Here is a 20,393-nt window from a genome sequence, read left to right as displayed (position 1 = left end):
TGAACGTTTTAAAACAATAGCAACTGGTCTAATTTTAATCAATTAATAAAAATTTAAATTAAGAGTCTAGGAAAACTGTTTCATTAAGAAGGAGCACAAACAAAAAATGCGGCCGAAGCCGCATTTTAATTATTCATGTTTTGGTTCACATTAGAACGTATATGATGCACTCAACTGAGCGTTGATCCCCGCACCATAGTAACCAACCGTATGTAGGCTGTTAATGTACTTCTTGTCGAAGATATTATTGATGTTCATGCGAACGGTGAAATCTTCTGTAAACGCATGTGAAGCATAAACATTGCCTAAGAAGTAAGCGCCCTGCTTAACATTGTAGTCAACGTTGCTGATTTCAGACTGCCATCTACCGCCAAAACCTACTTCAATTTCTGGCGCTTGCGGTACGGTGTAACCTAGTTGGAACGTCACTACATCACGTGGTGCCCATAGGTTAGCGTCGTTACCTTGCTCGTCTTCTACATCAATGTTGGTGTAAGACGCGTTAATGCGCAGATCATCAGTTAACTGACCCGCTAGCTCAATTTCAAAACCGTCAGACTCTACCGATACGCCTTTGTAGTAGTACTGAAGGGTTTCAGGGTTAGTACCTGCATATGCTGCCAAGTTATCTTGTTCAGCGGTGAAGTAAGCGAAAGTTGTTAGTAGTCTGTCGTCGAACCACTGTGCCTTGAAGCCCGCTTCAAAGTTCTTACCCTTAGTTGGGTCAAGGTATTGGCCGTTTACGTCATACTGTTCTTGTGGCTGGTATACGTCAGAGTAGCTCACATACGCATTAACATCTTCTGTTACCGCGTAAGTCGCACCAACATAAGGGCTGGCTTCGCTTTCTGAGTTATCGATAACCGCGCCCGCGTTTTGGCCAGTACGCTCGAAGTCGATCGCGTTAAAACCAGCAATGATGTGCATTGCGTCTGTTACGCTGAATCGAGCAGAGCCGAAGTAACGTGTTAGTGTTTGCTCAATATTTGAGTACTCAGACACACCTAACCACTCTGGCTCAGCAATCGCATCCAAACCGTACGGGAATGCAGGTGTTGGGCCGTATGCAGGAGTAGTAGCGTAGTCAAACGCATGAACAAAAGACACGTCGTCGCTAGTAGCGTGACTTACACCAAAGTTAACTTCATGGCTGCGACCAAACAGCTCGAAATCACCGAATACACGGCCTTCTAACAGGTGAGAGTCAATTTCAGAATCGTAACGACCTGGCCAGCCAACTAAGCCAAGGCCAGTCTCTTTATCAATGGCACCGTAAGCATAAAACAGCTTACTTTCATCTTCGTAACCACGGAAGTTATAGCTAAGTAGCAATTGCCAATCGTTGTCGAACTCATAGTCTAGCTCAACAAAGGCGTTAGTGGTTTCAGTATCCCACTTGGTCCATTCTTGCGTAGTGGTGTCATTAATATCCCACTCAGCTTGCGTACCGTCGGTATAGTTGAATACTAGCCCGCCCCACGTGTTGCCGTCGGTATTGGCATCTTGGTATGACAAACCGAAGGTTATCGTAGCGTTATCAGTTAGCTGACCATCAATAACGCCGTATACAAAGCCGCGATCGTTTTCTAAACCATCTAGGTGAGACTCTTTATCTTCAAAGCTACCTACTACGCGCGCCGCCCAGCTGCCGTCTTCTGTAAGCAGCATAGAGTAATCGCCCTGAACGCGCTTGAAGTTGTAAGAGCCAATGCTTGCACCCACTTCGCCGCCTTCTTCGTTAGTAGGACGCTTGCGCACATAGTTGATGGTGCCTGACGCGTTGCCTACACCAGTAAGCAGGCCGTTCGCACCACGAATAACTTCAATTTCTTCGTAGCCGTAAGCTTCAACCGAACCGGTAACAATACCCCAGTCGTTAGGCAGGCCCACACCATCAATTTGGGTGTTTTTAATTTCAAAACCACGTGCGGTGTAGTTAGTACGGTTAGTTTCCCACTCTTCTACGTTAATACCTGGTGCTAGCTTTAGTGCGTCGTTAATATTGAACGCACCGAACGACTGCATAAGGTCTTCAGAAAGAATACTGATAGACTGAGGCGTTTCACTGATTTCCATGGTTAAGCCAGTTGCACCGCGGCTAACACGGTTTTGGCGAACACCTACAATACGAATTTTTTCTACGTCTGCTTCTTTAACTTCTACTGTATCGCTTTGAGTTGTTTGCGCATTTACCGACAAAGCAAACGCGATAGGCGTTAGTGCAAATAAACTGCTTAGTTTCATGGTTTTCTCTGTTATTTGGTTATGAAGGGTTAAGAACTTTACGGCGGGGGAGTATAAGATAAATTAAAGCTAATTTAAATGATAATTATTGCCATTTACAAACATGCTTTGCAAGGGGGCATCCAGACTATGGCAAGATGAAGAAAGTAGCTGAATATATTGTGAGAACTACTGCATAAACCTAGCCTTGAATTACTAGTCAATACGATTAAATACTGATAATCTCCGCGCCCATTTTTGTCACGTTCAATTTGTGGAGTATCTAATTGAAAATCAGCTCTTTTTTTAAGCTACCGCTAGGCGTTTCTTCTCTTGTTCTTTTAGCGGGCTGTATTGCTACACCAAAACATCTCACTTCTCCTATCCATAACGTTTTTTACAATATGGACGACAGCGAAATTATTTCAAAAACAAAAGAGTTAATGACCTATGTGCTTAAAGACCCAAGCTCAGCGGAGTATAGAAATATTCGCATAGCTGAAATTACCAAAGATTCAGTTAAACAAAACCCTGAACTCTTAGAAGGCGCTATTCAATATGTTTGTTTTGATGTGAACGCTAAGAATAGCTTCGGTGGTTACACTGGTTTCAAATCATGGGGCCTATACGGTGATGGTAATGTGATAGCCGACTCACACGTAGATTTATTCTGTAACAGTGAATACAAAACCTACAGATACTTGGAAGTTAAGTAGCGTAATCGGACAAAAACGAGAACAAGGATGTTCTTCTCACGTTATTATTTGCGATAAAACAATAAACACGCTCTAAACCCTATCTATCTCGAAGTCATAAATCGGAATGTTGTTTTTGGCAACACCAATCTCTCTGTCTATCATTATTTCAGCGAGCGTTTCACCGTCGATAAGAACTATTGGTACACACCCCCGTTTAAAAGCAATATCCTTTGCTTCCTGAGTGAACTCACTTGTAGTTATGAATATTCCCTGCTGATACTCCCCTTGAATATCGCCTCTGAACTGTGAAATCTCAGGTCGAGTTACTTTATTGTTTCGCTTATACCGTTTACATTGTGCTGCGACGTGCAGCTGAGAAATACCAACCTCTAAATAGCCTCTTACGTCTATTCCACCGTCTCTGCCTTTTTTAGTAACAGTCATGTTCTCAAAACCGTAGCGCTCTAGAAATCTCTGGCAGAAAGACTCAAAATCCTCGGGCTCTAATCCATATAGGTGGTCGATAATGTGCCGAATAGTATTATTCTTTAGTTTTTGAGCGAGTTGATTTATTAAGGTTAGGTCATCGATTTTTACTTCTTGTACCGTTCTATTCTTTGCTCGAAGATTACCGCTTTCAATATTCGAAAAAAGCCCAGCTTCATTTTTCCTGAAGCGTTTAACTTTCGCATCACTTGCCCATGACGTCTCAACACAATGTCGTTCCATTTGAATTCTCAAAACGCTAACAGGGTCTTGTGCGCCAAACTTATAAAGCGACCTTTCTAGTATTTTGGCATACACTTGTTTAACTGAACTTGGGGCATCCAAGATTTTTAATGCCGTTTCAGCTGCCTCAACAATGGTTAATTTGCTCATATATAGACCTAAGTAAATTCATAGTAATTTGGCTAAAGAAGAATCACCTGTAAGCGGTACTAAGTACTTAAACTGACAATAGTGAGCGCGCTGAATTACTAACTAAAGTGTTGCTTATACTCTAACTATCGATTAACAATAGAAAAAATAATGACAGTAATGTAGATTATACGAAAGTCTAAACGCAACCTATTAGTAATACTCTTTAGGTGTGGTTTAGCAATATTTTAGAGCAGCAGGTGAAATGCTGTGTGTTGTCTAAAAGAAATAGGGAGGTTCATCGCATGGTAGACAATGTAAGCTTCATTGAGGCTTTATCCATTTTATCAAAATCTTCCCCTTTTGCTGTCTCGACAGAAAACAGTGAGCAAAAGTCATCTCTTCTTAACGAAATCAAAGAATACTTATATATCCAGTCGCCTGTAGAAGAAAAAGTTCTTTCTACGATATCGGCACTTAGTACTCAAAATAAAAAAATTTTGTTTTTATGTGGAAGTAGCGGCGACGGAAAATCTGAAATTCTTACTCGATGTAAAAAGACTTTTGACTCGAGAGTGCGCTTCCACCTTGATGCTACGCACAGCTTTGCTCCGAACGAAAATGCTATTCAAACTTTAGATCGCGAAATAAAAAATTACCTATCGGGAAATGCTCCTCTCGTTATTGGCATCAATACGGGCATGCTGGCTAACTACGCCGAAGAAGGCGCTAACGAAAATGTTGCTCAAAGTATAAAAGCATACTTAGATCGTCAGAGCTACAGTGATGAATTTATCTTCATCAACTTTGAGGACTTTCCGAAGTTTCTAATTGGCGACAATGAGTACCATGCGGAATTTCCGGAAAAGTTCCTAAAGCGAATTACACAGCAAAACGATAATATTCTTCGTCAGCTCTACGATAGAGATAAAGCGAATAAAGATGATACTGATAGTAAAAGGCTATTCGCAAATTATGAGCTTTTGAGTTTACCTTCTGTTCAAACTGTAATAATTGATTTGCTTTTTAAAGCCCGTTTGAAGAAAGATCAATTCCTAACTGCCAGAGCGTTACTCGACTTCGTTTTTGGACTCCTCGCTGGACCAGGCTATTTGTTTGACAATCTGTTTAGTGGCGGCGATAACGAATTGGCAGAAAAAATCGCAGAATTCGATCCTGCAAATTTGAGAACCAAACAAATTGATAGGTTTATCTTAGCGTTTGAATTGAAGTTGACTGACAGCGACTTTGAAGACTTCAGAGAAGCGCTTACAAATATTGATATAAATAATGTAAAAAAAGCACACTCATATCTAAGGCTCTTCTACGCTCTAAGGTATGGCAATTACGCCAATAACTATCATGCTAAATTCAGAAGCGACTTTTCAGAGTCACTAATCGAGAAGTATATTCATTGTTATAAGCTTCACCGTGACTTCAATGGCGACAAAGCCGAAAGAGAGCTTTTAAAGAACTTTTACAACAAGACTTTGATCCAAGCAGTTCGCAAGCATATCAACCGAAATGCTCCATATTTGAGTAAAAATCAATACTTAACTGCCGAGGTTAACGGTTACCTGCTGACTGCCAAGTTAGATATTAAGCCAGATTACAAGTCCATCCAAAACGATAAGCCTCAATCAGCTTCATATTTTAACGTTCATTTGAAGGTTAAAGTTAATGATAGTGAAGTAAAAATTAGGCCTATACCATTGAACATAAATTTACTTGGTTTATTGATCGAAATAGTGAGTGGTTTCAGGCCCAACAAACACGATAAAAGCTCTATTGTCATTCTTGACGAGTTAGTTGACGACATCACGAAGGTAGCCAATCAATCCCACGATATCCAAGTAGTAAGAGGGCGCAAGCGATTTGAGCTACGAAAAGTCGAAGAAGATGATATTGAAGTAAGTGAGGTTTAATGTGCTGAAGTCAGATTTAAAAAAAGTTCCATCAAGTAATAGCTTGAGTACATATATCCCTTTTTTAAGAACAAAAGATAAACATTACAAATTTTGCTGGGATACTGTTCTTGGATATTTTGTTCATTCTGCCTACAACAAAGCGTTGCTAAACATTGAACTTGACGGGTTTAAAGCGCTTTGTGAAAAACGATTTGCAGAAATACTTGATGAGCCAAACTTTTGGAAAGAAATAGAAGCGATGTACTTCGAGAACGAAGAGCTTTTTAAAATTTCACCAGAATTATTAATGTTTAAAGCGACAAAAGATGAAATTGACCCTAACAGCAAAAAGCTTGGCGATACGCTTACTAGTCTGTTAAACGATTTCTCTGTGGATTCTTCGCCTGAGACAAACTTAAATATTCTTGCAAAAGAAATTAAAGCTCAATTTGATGCATTCTACGTCTCGACCAAAGTTAAACAACCGGTCAAAAGAAACCAAACTCCATACCTACCGTTTTTAACAAAGTGCTTCCAACAGGATTTGGAGTTTCTTAATTCGCGCCCCAGTTATTTAGTTGCGCAGTTCTCTGACTTCATAAAGCTTTACAGCTTTCTATACATTTCCCAGTTGGCGCTAAACATAAAAGATTGGAAAAATGGCGCTCCATCTCATAAACCGTGTTTCTTCATTGTTGACAACGAAAAAGCGAGTAGAGAACGGACTCACGTTCAAAACTATGGCTATGGGCAATTAGTAGAGTATTTGAACTACCTTTTCCCTTACTTAGTTATAAATGAAACCCTACAGGAAAAAGGAGAGACAAAACCCTTGTGGCAGCTCTTTGATGCTATTAAAGGTGACACAGCGGCCCTGTCTAAATTGAATCAATTTACGGAAGATTTTAGCGAAGCTCGTTCAAAGTTTTTCAGAAATCACACATCGGTCGAAGAACAAGCACTTACTGAAGACGCTATTCAGCAGCTACTCAACTTGTCCTACTGGCAATTTGATAAGAAGCGAGGCACTTTGGAGGAGTATAATCAAACAGCAGTTAAAGGTGTTTTAAAAACAATTTGCGCCCCTTTCATTCAAAAACGTGGACAAGCCGGCCAAGTTCTTACGTTCAATCAAGACTATATTGTTTTACTCACTAACTTAGCAATCGGAGAGAATGAAAAGTTGCGTTTGCATGAGTTAATAAAAGCCTTTGAAAGTCGTGGAATATATTTTGACAAACAGAGCCAGCAAAATTTAGTCAATTTTTATGAACGCATGGGAATAGTTGAAAGAATGAGTGATAGCGGAGATGCAGTATATGTCAAAAAAACAGTTTGAAGATTTCCTTGTTTCTCATTTTAACAACTGGGCCGGTCAATCTCTAAGTCCAGGTCATCGCTATCAATTTGCCTCCCCTGACAATGTTAGAGGTCAGAAACTTCACTCTGCATTTTTGAAACAGCAATCGAGATATGTCGAAGTAAAAGGAACTAAACTCCCTTGTATTGAGTATGAGAAAGCTTCACTTATCCCTGTTTTTCATAGTGACGAGAACGGATTTTCAGAAAATTTCATATCACATTTACGTGACGAGATAGCAGCGCAGCCAGAAGTATTAAATGGTTGCGCCCTACTCATTATTCATAACTCGTCTTTAGATACAATAATCAATTCAGCTGAAGACGTTGCACAACAAGGACACGTCTGGAGCCCTGAAAATATAAAGCATATGCTTTACCAAGAGCTTGACCAAAATGATGAGAAGCTCAAGGTTTCTGAATGCTTACTAGACTATCAGTTCGATCAAATTCTTGATGACAAAGCGACCATGTTTGGCTTTGAAGAGCTTTATAATGCGGTGTCTGATGGCGACCTAAGATTTCCAGAGCTGGGACTGTTAAACGACGAAGCTATTTTGTCATGGAAGAACGAAGACCAAATACAACTTCGCATACAAGAGAATAAAAGACTAAGCGATGAATTAAATTTCATTACAGAGCATTTTCCTAATGAACTTCCGGAAAAGCTTGCATCTCTAGACTTCAGTGAAGCTTTTGTAAAAGAGCATTTTGAAACAGAAAACCCGGACCAGTGGCGTGAGAGTCTAGAGCTAGAACTTTGCTATCAAGAGCAGCAAAAAAATCGTACAAACCTTCTGGAATTAGAAAAAGAGTCGACACTTTCTGGCAAATTACTGAAAAAAGGCAAATCAGATAAAGGAGCAGGGAAAAGAGAACGACATTTAATATTGCTCCTTGAAGAAGAGCAAAGCGAGTTCAATCTTGAATTTACCTTTATTAACGGGCGCATTTCAACGTCTAGCTGCACAATACAACATAATAAAGAACAGCCACCTATATCTGTAGACATCAACAATAGTGGTGGGATTAGAAGCAGAGTTGTACTAACTAGCAATTTCGGCGGAGAAGCTCGATACTTCTCGCTTCAAGTCAAAACAGATAAGCCTCAAGAAACACACAAATTTCGTATATTAGTTCTTCGAAAAGGTGACTTCGATGTAGCTCACTTTGAACATATATACTTAGTAGACCCAGCTAAGAAATGGATAACACTACAAACTGACGACCAAGCTTTGCAAGTCATTGATAAACAACCAACTTACGTCATTACCGAAAATTACCAAACAATTTCTGCCGCCGATTACGGCATTGTTGACTTTAAAAAGCTTGCCTCAGAAAAAGATGAAATCTTTTTCTGCGTACAAGGTCAGTACAGTGAACTATTATTCAATGTAGAAGGTGAAGTATCGACTGAATCGTTAACTCTTCCTTTACTGCTAGATCAGGGGCGGTTTAACTACCTGTTTGAAAAAGGCTACAACGGTCAATTCAACAGGAATAAATCGAAAGTACTTATAGATGGTAAAGAAATTGCGCCCAAGCTGCGAAGATTAGAACTACTTCAAAATGAAGCGCTCCTTCTAGATGAGCGAGTACTTTCAAAACATTACGCTTCAGATGACGTTTGCTTAGACGACATTAGTAGCGAATACCCTAATCTTTTCGCTGAATATAATAAGCTCTTCGATTACCTAGTAACTAACAGAACATTAATCAGTATTGCCGGTTGGGAGCCGGAGTTCAGAGAAATCGTATCAAGAATCGTTGATATATATATCGATGAAATTTCTAAGATTCCATTCGATGCCCCGCTAAGCCAAGCGCATAAGAAGTTAGTACTAATAGGCTTTGCTGAGTTTGAAGAGCGAGAAAGCACTCAGGAATATATTACTCCATTCCACCCAGCTGTATTAGCCTATAACTTGAACGTAGCAGACGCTTTGCTTAGCGATAAACTCGATTCAGGCAGCTTCAAAGAATTGCCTTCGATCACAATAAACCGATTGAGTGCGCACGGTTTACTACCATTTATCTACGATCCTGCTCATGATTTTTCCTATAACCATGCGGAAAAAGAAAATGTATTTTGGTCTAGATTAATCCCACAGCAAGATAGTAGCTATGACTATGTTCGGTCTTTAGTTTCAGACAAAGTCGAGAAGTTCACGGCAGCGTTCAAGCACCTATTTACTGCCGGTAGTAAAACAACACTAATCATAAACTCTGTAAACAACTTACATAATGAAGAGTTATTTTTAGGCGTTGTAGATTATGTGAAGCGTAAAAAAGGTAAAATTACGCGCATTCACGTAAATCTATATAACGAAGAAGACCATTACACGTGGTTCGATAGGTTTGCAGACACTGCAAGTTACGATGAAATAAAAAATCTATGTGAATTAAACAGAGGGTCAATCAAAGAACAGGCAGATACGATTGTTGACCTGCTACGCACGCGACTAACCTACAGCAAGTTCCAGATAACGGACACTCACGATTCTCAGGCGTACGCACATATTTGTTTCTTCAAAAATAATGCGCGTGTTAAAGCCGAAGATATAAATGTTCTTAAGCAAAAAAGCGGAGTTGTATGTCATGGTTTAATGCCTGGCGAAGCTGCATCTAATAAGCACGGCAGCTTTTATACAGCTTTTGGTTTAGAGGGAGTAAATACGGAGAGCTCTGCACCTCTGAAGCTTATAGAAAAGTACTCTGCACTTATTAAACCAGCTCGCTCAAATCATGTGCAATATACACCGACAAGATCTCAGGCATTAGTGGTAACTGACAGCTTTAAAAAGCTGCTTGATGTTTCTTACAAAAATTCAATTTGGACCACCATTATCGACCCCAAAGTAACGTTAGATTTCTTTGAGGGTGAAAAGGATGTGGTGCTTATTCATTATTCAGATAACTACACTAACTCAGTTAACTATGATGCCATCACGGTAACTGAGCAGACTGACCTCTATCACAAGGTACTGGATAACGATAACGGCGGCCTTATTGGAGAGTTTAATGCATTCAATGGCGAATGGTTACTTAACTTGGTTACCGCTAATAGTAATGAGCGAAAGGAAAAAAGAGGCATTTTAGGCGCATACAAATTTGTTAACTGCCTACTACACAAGTCAGACATTACGTGGGTACCACTCTCTATCGCTGAAATCATAAGGGTAGCGGGAAATCTTGGCTTAAAAGCGAAAGAAAGTGACTTTTCGAGATTCTCGCAGGGCTTCAAGTCTGGCGCTATATCAGATGACGTTTTATTTGTAGGCTTCAAAGACCGCAAGCTTATCCTTTTACCTGTTGAAGTTAAAACGGGGAAAAGACAGACACACAGCAAGGGCGTAAAGCAGGCCAAAGAACTTAAACTCTACTTTGAAGAGCTATTAGGTAAAACCAGTTTGGCTAGTCATTTGTACCGCGGTTTGTTTATTCGTCAGATTATGATGCAAATTGATAAGTACAAGCTTTATGACGTATACCCAAATGACTATTTCAAACCAGTTACAGACAACTTTGCTTGGTGGTTACAGGGCGATTATAGCCTAGCGCAATTAACCAACTATCCAGAGGCAATGTTGTTCGTAAATGTTGAAGATAAGGACTTTACTAAGGCCAGCTTTACTCAGGTTCAAGATGTCTTAAAAATAGAGATTCCAGCCGGTGATTTGACCGATTCACAGGGCAACATAAGTCACCTACTTCGAACACCACTGCAAAAACTTTACGCCGAATTAAAACCAGTAAACCTATATCACATAGAAGATAAATATATTCTGGATGGCGAAACGCAAATAGAACCAATAGCGTCTTATTCTGGAAGTGATGAGACAGTACCCGCAGTTAGTACTGAAACTGACATTGAAATAGAAAACAATACGATGAGTGAACAGTCTGCGCCACCTGCTGAAACAGACAGTGTGCAGCAGATAGAAGCGAAGCGCAAAAAAATGCCTGAAGGAGAGTTAGAAGAGCTTTATCAACGCATTATCGATTGTTACTACAGCTACAATATCCCAGTTTCAAAACCTACTAGCGAGGCGCCTTACGTTGAAGGACCAGCTTCAATACTTTTCAGGGTTGAACTTAATCCCGGCACAGACCCACGAAAGCTATTTGAAAAGTCGCAGGCATTAAAGCTCGACCTAAGGCTTGAACAAGAGCAAGAAGTGGGGTTCGCGATAGATAAGGGCTGCGTGACGATCGATGTGCCCAAAAGCGACAGCCAGCGATACTTTGTTGACCAAGAGGACATCTGGCCGTCCTGGAAACGCCCAGTTAACGCATTGGAAGTGCCATTGGGGGAGGACCGGTTTGGAAACGTTGTAAAAATAAACTTTTCATCTTCTAACTGCCCTCACCTTCTTATCGGCGGCACAACAGGTAGCGGTAAATCAGAAGCACTCAACACCATTTTGTATGGCATGTGTGAACATTACAACGCATCAGAATTGCGATTAATGCTGATTGACCCGAAAGGTACTGAGCTTAACGATTTTGAGCGATACCCTCATTTACTAGGGCAAATTGGCTGGGACGACGCTGACGCACTCGAACTATTAAGCGAAGCGGTAGAAGAGATGCAAAGCAGATATGCCGCATTCAAAAAAGCCGGCGTTAGATCTCTCCCGGATTACAACGCGAGAGTGAGCGATGAAGAGCGAATTCCTTGGTGGGTTTTAGTGCTAGATGAATACGCTGATCTCACTTCTGATAGAGAGATGAAAAAGGATATCGAAGCGGAGCTTAAGCGTCTAGCCCAGAAAGCTCGTGCAGCTGGTATTCATCTAATTATTGCCACGCAAAAACCCAGTGGGGATGTGATAAGCACGAACCTTCGTTCTAACCTTCCTGCACAGTTAGCTCTTCGGGTAAAAAACGGCACTGAGAGTAGGGTTATTTTAGATGAACAAGGTGCTGAAGTTCTTAATGGGAAGGGCGACGCCTATCTTAAGTCCGAGGGTAAATTAGTAAGAATTCAATGTGCAAGAATTAACCTTTAAAAAGGAGGATTTAAATTGTCCGAACAACTAGAAATCGATGCGATTGAAATAAGTTATAATGATAGCCAGTTTTATTTGGCTAGCATAGAAGCAAAAACTTTGTTTGAGCTGAGTACTGTAACTAGAGCGGAGGAAGACCCCGAAAGCGGATATCAAAGAACTTTGGGGAAAGGTAGGGTAAATAAGATTTCTAATTATTTAAGCGAAGGAAATTTGATTCCAGGCTCCTTAATCCTTAGCTCTACTTCCAAAAAAGCAGAATACGATGAGAAAAAGAAAAAACTTACATTAAAGAAAGATAAGGGTAGCTTATTAGTGATCGATGGACAGCATCGACTTTATGGAGCTTACAAAACAGATGTTGATGTCTACCTCCCTGTTTGCATTTTTTTCGGGCTGGATAAGCCTACCGAGGTTCAATACTTTCTGGATGTCAACGGATTCCAATTAGGTGTCCCGAAAACATTACGTTTAGAGCTAGAAAAATTTACCGCCGAAGAAAACAGCGAAGAGTTTTTGCTTAAGACTTTATTCGATGAACTAGATAACAACGTAGCCTCGCCTTTATCATCTAAAATGGCCAGAACAAAAAGTGTAAGTGGAAAATTATCGCACGTAGCTTTCCAAAACGCTATCAAGCCGATTTTGAATAAAGCTCCATTTAATGCATTTACTCTAGAACAAAAGAAAAAAGTCTTGATCAATTTTCTACAGGCATTAGAAGCGGTTACTGTAGATATTTTTGGCGACAATAAAAAATTATCCAATTCAGCATTTTTTCAAGCTGTAATGTTTGCATTTATTGATATATGTCATGTTGCAAAAGTTAATTATGGGGGATATAAAAAAGTTAATTTTGAATCAGCAATAGAACCTATTTCCAATATTAACTGGGACCTCCATACTGGTACAAATAAAGCTGCTATAAAGGACTTAAGCGAAGAAATAGTTACAGCAATTTCTAAAAAAATAGATATAAGCGACGATATTTTTTAACATGCCGGTTGGATACATTAAGGATGCCGTTCTCGATAGATTGAGTAAGTTGGAATATACACCTCAAGAAATCGAAGTTCCCACTATCAGAGGGACATTCAAGGAAACATTGCTAAATGGTGATAATATTGACGTAAAGATTTTGGGTGAAAGAGAGTTTGAAGTGAAAATTTCTCAAAACAACTTCTTTCAAATTTTAGCAACAGATTTTTATTTTTCGGTGCAAAAAGTCACTGAACAATCAAAGTTTTTAAGTACAGCTTCTAGGAAAACTCCTGTTGCTTGGTTGCTAGTCTCAACTTATTATTCTGCTTTCTACGCAGCAGTTGAATTGTCAAAACTATTCGGAAGGTATAATCTCTACTTAAAAAAAGATCACTGTAAATCAATAATATCGCAAACCAATAGCTCTTTGGCTTTAGAGAGTGGTAATTACATTGGGATACTAAATTATGATACCAATGATTACATAGCTATAAGATTTTCAGCGAGGCAAAAATCTCAGCCACATGATCTGGCTTGGAGAAATATGCTGGAGATTATGGATTTTCACGCACAAGCAGATATAAGGAATACAAAGGTTGATGCTGTAAAGTTAGTTAAAGCCATATTTAACTCAAGTAACAAACTTTTGCAGACACCTAATAACGTGAGGAATGATTGGAATTATTCATACGCAAACGCATATGATTTAAGTTTTTGTGATGAAATTACAGAAATTCGGACTTTTTTGAGCACAACAGGAAGAAAAAGTATTTTGTCGCTGCCTAGAAATTTCAAAAAATATTCAAATAAACAAAAAGATGCCTACGCAATAATTTATATTGAAGCAATTCTTCGCCAAACGATACTTGATCTCAAAAACAAAATTTTAGATTAGTCGTTCTTGACTAACATGGTCTGCTTTACGGCAGGCCATGTTAAATACAGCGAATCAATTGAGTAAATTGCTACGAGTTAAGTAAAAACTAATGCCTCTATTGAGGTGAATTTTGAAGAAGTCACTTAGTGAGGTGTTTTCATATAGGTGCTTGTGTTTTTCGAATGTGTATCTAAGAACTGCAAGATAAACATCCGCATACTCCCCAGCAAACACCTTCCAACTCATCTCAACATTACTGTCAGACGGTATATCTTCAATGGGTGGAACTGTCTCTTCCGCTAGTGACATACACAAAGCCCACCGGCAAAGTACGTTCCAATTATCAATACCTGTCTTAGATTTCAGGCGGATAAGCTGCTGTTTTTGCTTTTCAGAAAGCCTGATTGTATCGATAGTGTTAGCCATTGAAGTAGCCCTCTGAAATAGTCGATGATTTATGTACTTCGTCAAAAGAAATTTGATATTCACGATTTACGAACGGCTTTAAATCGCTGTAATACTTACCCGTAATTTCCTCGTCAGTTGAAAGAAGCAATACTTGGCTTGCGGCTTTTGGGAAGTAGTTTTTAATAAGTTTGGTCCGATGTTTGCCGTCTAAACGCCCTAAAGGTGTATCGATAACCGTTGGAAGTTCTTTGCCTGAAGCTTCAGCCAACGCTGACAGAATAGCAATTGCAAGCAGCTGTCTTTCACCTGCAGAAAGGCGACTTGGCGCTAGCTCTTCTCCCTCATGGCTAAGCAACGTTAGGCTAAAGGTTTCTGTATCCACAGAAACAGCGTTGATTAAGCTATCTTTACGAGTTAGCCCGATAAACTTTTCAGCTATTTTTTGTTCAATTAGCGCTATGTTTTCTTTAATCATCGATTTAGCGAAACTATGCATAGTCGCTTTTAGCTTGTTCACATGGTCACAAACTTGAAGTGTGCGTTTTTGTTCAAACGTATCTTTGTTTTGCTGAGTTAAAAGGCTTGTATATCTTGTATTTAACACGTCACGTTTTGCAATTGCTTGTGCTAAAAGCGCTTTGTTATGTTCTAACAGCGTAGTCTTACTCTCAAATTCTGCTTCGAGTGCTGCAAGTTCACTTAGAATAGCTTTTACGTCGTTATAATCCGGTATTGCTTCTTCTTGCTTAATAAATAACGCTTGCTTCTCTTCTAACTCTTCACGAAGCTTAATTAACTTTTTGCGTTCAGCTTGCTCGCTTACAATACGCTCATCAAGCCCGGTGAAAATGCTTGATGGTAAATCGATGTAGCAGTCGCTGGCAGCGAAGCTTCTGCGTTCGCTCTGATTATTTTCAACAAGTTGATTAATAGCGTTTAGAGTATTCGTGTCGACCTTACCTTGCGTTAAAGTATTCAATATCTGTGCTTCATAGTCAGAAATTGAAGCGTCGAGCTCTTTAGCTTGTTTTGCTTTCTCTTCTATTGCTATCTGCTGTTTAGTTTCCTCTAACAGCTTTGGTATAAGTCCAAGTGGACATGCGCCAGCATCAATTTTTACCCTTTGCTGTAAGTTATCTTTTAATTGGCGATCTATCGCGCCAAGTTCAAATTTTATTGAGTCACGTTCTTCAATCAGGTGAGCCCCAGACATGCGAGCGGTCTGTCGTGCTTTTTTGATAGCTACATTAAGGGCACTTATTTCTTCTTCTAAACTTGCAGCTTCATTTCTTAAAGCGCGTAACACAATATCGTGCTCGCCTATTTCATCTTCACAGTCTGAAACTCTTTTTATTAGGTTTTCATCGATATTGTTTTTTTTACGCTCGTTTTCGATAACGGTTAAATCTGAACGTAACTGAGTTAGTAAATCTAGGCCTAATAAATTCTCTAATCCGGTTTGGATAAGCTCAGAGCTTCTTTCTGGGTTCGCTAGGTTTTCAATTTTTTCACCGTCGAAGAAGAATAAGTCGGATAGTGACTGTGGTATAAATTCATTTACGAAATCATCCCAGTTTGAACTTACAAACTCATCTACCTCGCCGTTACAGAAAACTTTTAATTTATCTTTTGTATTTTCAGGGCTGCTGGCAACCGCCCAAGCTCGCTTAACGATATAAGTGTATTCATCAGTTTCAGCTTTATGCGTAAACTCAAGCGTTAATGAAACATTTTCAGTTTGGTCAGAAAATCTATTTTTGGTACTTGCCAAAAAAGAGCCAAACGCTTGGGTACCGCGATTGGAGCATTTAGCGTGTTTTCCATATAAAACCAACTGCAGCGCATCTAAAAAGGTCGTTTTTCCGCCGCCATTTAAGCCGCCGAATAATACAATAGGCTTTTCTTCTGTTACCGTTAAATCGACAGTGTGGACACCTTTGTAGATTCCAAAGTTTTCTATGGTTAATGATTTAAGTTGCATTAGACGTTTTCCACACTCTCAATTAATAAAGAGCTATAACCGTCTTCTTTCAATGACTTCGTTATAATTGCGATACTCTCTTCTAGTGACTCTTGCTGTTGCTGCAATTCTTTTACAGCATCACTTTGCGCGTTTTCTGCTTGGGAATTAGTTATCTTAATTTGGATATGTTCTAGCTCTATTTGTCTTCGGTGCCTTTCTCGTTCTAACGCGAATTTTTTCGCCTCGAATAAGTTATCAAACGCACCTTTATCTAGTACATCATTGAGTTCATCTTTCAACTTGGCACGACGCAGCTGATTTCTGTATTTGTTAGAAACGTTTAGTACAGCTCGCATTTGCTGATAGAGCAAGCCATCTTCATCGCCCTGCTCTGCACAATGTGCTTTTAGCTTGTCTAACACGCTCTTGTTCATTATCGGGTGATGCGCTCTACGTTTACCCGGATATGCTTTTCCAATAACTTGCTCGTAAATTAAAGGTAGAGAGTCCTCTGCTTCATGCTTATCGTTAAGCCACACTTCTCTTATACCTTCTAATTCTTCGATAGAAATTAGTTCTAGGTCATTTACTTCTGAAGGAGCCATTTGCTGGACAGCTACTTGCGCCTCTAGCACTTTTCTCAGCATATGCTCTCTAAACGACTGAACATATGGGCCGGGCACGAGGTCTGCGCCGTGTTTAGTAACATGTACGGTTAAAGTTCCGTTCATGCGCCTGAAGTCACGATTGCCTTTATCTCGTCTTAGCTTTTCTAATTTCTTTTCATGATTGGCATCATTAACTTCAATTTCGTTTCTAAGCATGACGAGTGGCATCATCCACTCTTTCTCGTCGTCGTTAGCGATCATGGCATTCATTGATTTATCTTCCGAAACCATGGTGCAAACGTAACAACCAAATCGGCTGTCGCCACAACTTTGCGTCGATTTATCAACAACTAATGGGCACTCTCCGCCTTCCGTTGCGCCTTGATACATACCCATTAAGTCATGATTTGGAAAATCCCACGGATTTTTTATACTGTTTAAATAGATCCATACATCATCATTGGCCCAATGGGCTATCGGCGTATAAACCCACACTCTATCCAACGAACCGTTTTCTGTTAAACCTAATGCTTTCCGGGTATTCGTTTCTGAGCTTTCAAACCTATCCATGCTGGCCGCCCTGGCAGAGCTTTCTGCCTTTCGCGTTCCTAAAACCAAAATTGCTTCGCCATTCTTGTCAGCAAGGTTTTGTATGAAGCTATTAGACGGCGATATTTTAAGACGGTCTGTACACCAGCGAAATTTAGCTCGCGGTGCGGGATAGCCCTTACCTATTAAGTTGTACCAGAAACGGTTTTTAACTTCGGGAACTAGCTTATGAGGGAAAATCGGTAAATTCTGTTCTTCAGCTGCCGCATTCATTTTCTCTAACGACTTGTTTACCCATGAAGACACAACTGGGTTTTCAACTAAAGTGTCAGTACTGATTACATGTACTTTCTTTTCTGCCTTGCCTTCCTTCTCTAATTCTTGAAGGGCATACCACACCAACTGCAGTGTAGCTGTAGAGTCTTTACCGCCGCTATAACCGATAACCCAAGGGATACTGTCACTAAGGTAGAGTTTTTTCACATGTTCGATTGACTGTGAAACGGAGTTTTTTAAACCAACTTCATTAAAAGCTGATTGAATACTTACTTGGCTCATTGTTGAGTAACCTCTTTTTGCAACGCCTGTTCCGCTAATAGTTCGCTTTCAGACAGCTTTATACTCATCAATTGTTTGATTTTGATACACGTTAACTTGGCTGCTTTTGTGTTGTTGTACATGCTTCCATTGACAACACACCTCCCCGCCCAGTCGGAGTTACTTCTAGACCAATCGACCTTTTTCAATCGTTTTAGAGTTTGTTTCCACTTTTTGTCATGCTTGAGTAACCAACAGCCAAGTAGCCCTAACGCATGGAAAGTAACGGAATACGCATTGATTGATTCTTCCCTGATTTCACCGCCAGAGGCTTCGTCGTTACAGACGAGTATCCAGCTCGGCATGTTTACTAAAACTTCATGCCAATATTCTGAGGCAATGGGTATTAATTCTTGATAGTTTGCCTCGGTAATATTGCCCAAAAGCGCCTTTGTAGCAGTGTTCACAGCGCTGTGACTTACTAACTTTTTAGAGCGAGGTCCGAGGTTACTTTTTTCCATGTGAACTAGTTTGCGCAACTGCTCGCTTTCGAAAATTACCGTTTTTGAAAGCTTTGCGTCAGGACTATCACCGTAAGTAATGCTTAATGATGAATCCGTCTTAACTGGGTATAGATTTAAATCTTTAAAGATTTTCTGGCGTTCTTCTAATGATTTACTTGCGAAGAAAACAATAGAAATCGTTTCATCACCCAGTGTTGGGTCTTGTGTCAACGCTTCTTGAATAGCTGCGTTCCGATGCTGACCGTCTGTGATATACAATTCGGCATCTTCATCAATAACTAGCGTGCCAATTTTTTGCTCGTGTTTGGCTTCGCCAATAGCTATAAACTCCGACTCACCGTCAATACATGCCGTAAGCGCTGAGAATACGTAATCATCTCTGTTGGCTAATATATAATTAGCAATATCAGGAATGCGCTCTTCATTGATGATCCGCTGCGCTCGTTTATCTACAGGCAGTTGCCCTTCATCAAAACTGAATATCTTTTTCAGTCTTTTTAAGGGGCACATTACGATAAAGTATTCGTCATTTGCCTGCTGTCCTTTGATTGCCGGAAAGGACATCCCTGATGCTATCTGTGACATATTTGGACTTAAAGTTAATTACCGTTCGTACAATTCGAGAAATGTTCTTACGAACAAAATGGTGGTATAGTACAACACAAATTTCAAGATGTCGCCTGTACCTTGGTAAGTATTAATAGAAAGTGATGACTACATATTTAGATTACAACGCAACTGCCCCCGTACTGCCAGAAGTAGCAGATTTAGTTTTTAAACTAATGGTAGAGGAATACGGAAATGCCGGAAGCAGAACTCATCCATTCGGTGCCACTGCAAAACAGGCTGTTGAAAAAGCAAGGAAGCAGGTAGCCGATGTAGTTAAAGCTGATAAGTCAGAGGTCATTTTCACAAGCGGCGCCACAGAAAGTAACAATATTGCGATTCTGGGCTTAAAAGAGTACGCCGAAAAGAATAACAAAAAGCACATCATCACTACCGCCATTGAACACAAAGCGGTACTTGAACCTATTGAAAACCTTGTGAGCCACGGTTTCGAGGTAACCTACATCAAACCCGACCAGTCTGGAGTGATTGATGTAGAAAGTATCGGTAAAGCACTGAGAGAAGATACCGTTCTAGTTTCTGTTATGCATGTTAATAACGAAACCGGAAGTATTCAGCCAGTTGAAGCCATTTGTGATTTACTTAATGATCACAATGCCTATTTTCATGTCGATGCCGCTCAAAGCTTCGGTAAATTAAGTGACGAGCTGGATAACAGCAGAATTGATTTTATCAGTGCAAGTGGGCACAAACTCTACGCACCCAAGGGCGTGGGAGCATTAGTAACTCGAAAACGTGGTTTCTTGAAAGCTCCGCTTAAACCAGTCTATTTCGGTGGAGGTCAAGAAAAAGGGCTTAGACCTGGCACGCTACCTGTCCAATTAATAGCAGGTTTTGGCTTAGCCTGTGAATTGGCTCAAAAGAATAAGGTTGATTGGCAGAACCACAGCACAAAAATAAAAGAAAAATTCTTGGCTTCAATTAGTAGGCTTGGAGGAAAGGTTATCGGCGAAAACACTTCCCCCTTTGTTGCTAATTTTTATATACCCGGCGTGAATTCAGAAGCAGCGATGGTTATGTTGAAAGATGTGATAGCAGTTTCGAATGGTTCTGCATGTACATCTTCAAGCTACCAACCATCACATGTTTTAACTGCTATGGGGCTTACTGAGGACGAAATCGCAGGGTCTATTAGAGTATCTTGGTCGCATATGACTGATGACATTCCATTAGACTTAATTGAAGAACGTTTTAAAAACCTAATTTAGATTACTGCTTGATTGCCAAAGTGGTAATCAAGCAGCATATTATTAACGCTTCAT

At 40.0% G+C, this 20,393-nt stretch carries 13 protein-coding genes; 7 read left to right on the top strand and 6 right to left on the bottom strand.

Annotated elements, in window-relative coordinates:
• Positions 1-150: 150 nt before the first annotated feature.
• The gene (locus ACFI6L_RS07895) at positions 151-2,244 is read right to left on the bottom strand and encodes a TonB-dependent siderophore receptor (RefSeq protein WP_014947783.1); all 2,094 of its coding nucleotides are present in this window, start codon (positions 2,242-2,244) and stop codon (positions 151-153) included.
• A 266-nt stretch (positions 2,245-2,510) separates the two neighbouring features.
• On the opposite strand from ACFI6L_RS07895, the gene ACFI6L_RS07890 reads away from it, so the two are divergent.
• Positions 2,511-2,939 (top strand): hypothetical protein, encoded by a 429-nt coding sequence (locus ACFI6L_RS07890; protein WP_462573730.1) that lies wholly within the window; start codon positions 2,511-2,513, stop codon positions 2,937-2,939.
• A gap of 72 nt (positions 2,940-3,011) precedes the next feature.
• Here ACFI6L_RS07890 and ACFI6L_RS07885 read toward each other — a convergent pair whose 3' ends face one another.
• Complete coding sequence (locus ACFI6L_RS07885) at positions 3,012-3,800, bottom strand: restriction endonuclease (protein WP_462573729.1); 789 nt, start codon at positions 3,798-3,800, stop codon at positions 3,012-3,014.
• A 284-nt stretch (positions 3,801-4,084) separates the two neighbouring features.
• Between ACFI6L_RS07885 and dptF the strand changes: the two genes are divergently transcribed.
• The 5 genes from dptF to ACFI6L_RS07860 are packed head-to-tail and all read left to right on the top strand — an operon-like array spanning position 4,085 to position 13,933.
• Positions 4,085-5,704, top strand: a complete 1,620-nt coding sequence (dptF, locus tag ACFI6L_RS07880; protein WP_462573728.1) for a DNA phosphorothioation-dependent restriction protein DptF — start codon at positions 4,085-4,087, stop codon at positions 5,702-5,704.
• Position 5,705: 1 nt separating this feature from the next.
• Positions 5,706-7,025 carry a DNA phosphorothioation-dependent restriction protein DptG gene (gene dptG / locus ACFI6L_RS07875; protein ID WP_462573727.1) on the top strand — a complete coding sequence of 440 codons (1,320 nt, stop codon included), beginning with the start codon at positions 5,706-5,708 and terminating at the stop codon, positions 7,023-7,025.
• Complete coding sequence (gene dptH, locus ACFI6L_RS07870; protein WP_462573726.1) at positions 7,006-12,057, top strand: DNA phosphorothioation-dependent restriction protein DptH; 5,052 nt, start codon at positions 7,006-7,008, stop codon at positions 12,055-12,057. Before dptG ends, dptH begins: the two co-directional genes overlap by 20 nt.
• A 15-nt stretch (positions 12,058-12,072) precedes the next feature.
• Positions 12,073-13,053, top strand: coding sequence for a DGQHR domain-containing protein (locus ACFI6L_RS07865; protein WP_462573725.1), 981 nt, complete (start codon positions 12,073-12,075; stop codon positions 13,051-13,053).
• 1 nt (position 13,054) lies between these two features.
• Positions 13,055-13,933 carry a hypothetical protein gene (locus ACFI6L_RS07860; protein ID WP_462573724.1) on the top strand — a complete coding sequence of 293 codons (879 nt, stop codon included), beginning with the start codon at positions 13,055-13,057 and terminating at the stop codon, positions 13,931-13,933.
• A gap of 54 nt (positions 13,934-13,987) precedes the next feature.
• Here ACFI6L_RS07860 and dndE read toward each other — a convergent pair whose 3' ends face one another.
• Genes dndE through dndB form a run of 4 tightly spaced genes read right to left on the bottom strand, consistent with a single transcriptional unit; the run spans position 13,988 to position 19,089 of the window.
• Entirely contained in the window at positions 13,988-14,341 is a 354-nt protein-coding gene (gene dndE, locus ACFI6L_RS07855) for a DNA sulfur modification protein DndE (protein ID WP_462573723.1), read from the bottom strand.
• A complete protein-coding gene (dndD, locus tag ACFI6L_RS07850) occupies positions 14,334-16,304 on the bottom strand; it encodes a DNA sulfur modification protein DndD (protein WP_462573722.1) in 1,971 nt (656 codons plus the stop codon). Before dndD ends, dndE begins: the two co-directional genes overlap by 8 nt.
• The gene (gene dndC, locus ACFI6L_RS07845) at positions 16,304-18,001 is read right to left on the bottom strand and encodes a DNA phosphorothioation system sulfurtransferase DndC (RefSeq protein WP_462573721.1); all 1,698 of its coding nucleotides are present in this window, start codon (positions 17,999-18,001) and stop codon (positions 16,304-16,306) included. The genes dndD and dndC overlap by 1 nt, the downstream gene beginning before the upstream one ends.
• Positions 17,998-19,089: a DNA sulfur modification protein DndB gene (gene dndB / locus ACFI6L_RS07840; RefSeq protein WP_462573720.1), complete on the bottom strand. Its 1,092-nt coding sequence runs from the start codon at positions 19,087-19,089 to the stop codon at positions 17,998-18,000. The genes dndC and dndB overlap by 4 nt, the downstream gene beginning before the upstream one ends.
• Before the next feature lie 125 nt (positions 19,090-19,214).
• On the opposite strand from dndB, the gene dndA reads away from it, so the two are divergent.
• Complete coding sequence (gene dndA / locus ACFI6L_RS07835) at positions 19,215-20,339, top strand: cysteine desulfurase DndA (protein WP_462573719.1); 1,125 nt, start codon at positions 19,215-19,217, stop codon at positions 20,337-20,339.
• Positions 20,340-20,393 lie beyond the last annotated feature (54 nt).

Source organism: Alteromonas sp. G4i35, assembly GCF_054960375.1.
Note: the sequence above shows the minus strand (reverse complement) of the source record. Positions and strands in the feature narration are given on the sequence as shown.

What these genes read in the sequence shown, in the direction of transcription:
- ACFI6L_RS07885 (WP_462573729.1), bottom strand. Translation starts at nt 3,800, where the DNA reads ATGAGCAAATTAACCATTGTTGAGGCAGCTGAAACGGCATTAAAAATC.
- dndA (WP_462573719.1), top strand. Translation starts at nt 19,215, where the DNA reads ATGACTACATATTTAGATTACAACGCAACTGCCCCCGTACTGCCAGAA.
- dndE (WP_462573723.1), bottom strand. Translation starts at nt 14,341, where the DNA reads ATGGCTAACACTATCGATACAATCAGGCTTTCTGAAAAGCAAAAACAG.
- ACFI6L_RS07895 (WP_014947783.1), bottom strand. Translation starts at nt 2,244, where the DNA reads ATGAAACTAAGCAGTTTATTTGCACTAACGCCTATCGCGTTTGCTTTG.
- dndC (WP_462573721.1), bottom strand. Translation starts at nt 18,001, where the DNA reads ATGAGCCAAGTAAGTATTCAATCAGCTTTTAATGAAGTTGGTTTAAAA.
- dptH (WP_462573726.1), top strand. Translation starts at nt 7,006, where the DNA reads ATGTCAAAAAAACAGTTTGAAGATTTCCTTGTTTCTCATTTTAACAAC.
- ACFI6L_RS07860 (WP_462573724.1), top strand. Translation starts at nt 13,055, where the DNA reads ATGCCGGTTGGATACATTAAGGATGCCGTTCTCGATAGATTGAGTAAG.
- dndB (WP_462573720.1), bottom strand. Translation starts at nt 19,089, where the DNA reads ATGTCACAGATAGCATCAGGGATGTCCTTTCCGGCAATCAAAGGACAG.
- dptF (WP_462573728.1), top strand. Translation starts at nt 4,085, where the DNA reads ATGGTAGACAATGTAAGCTTCATTGAGGCTTTATCCATTTTATCAAAA.
- dndD (WP_462573722.1), bottom strand. Translation starts at nt 16,304, where the DNA reads ATGCAACTTAAATCATTAACCATAGAAAACTTTGGAATCTACAAAGGT.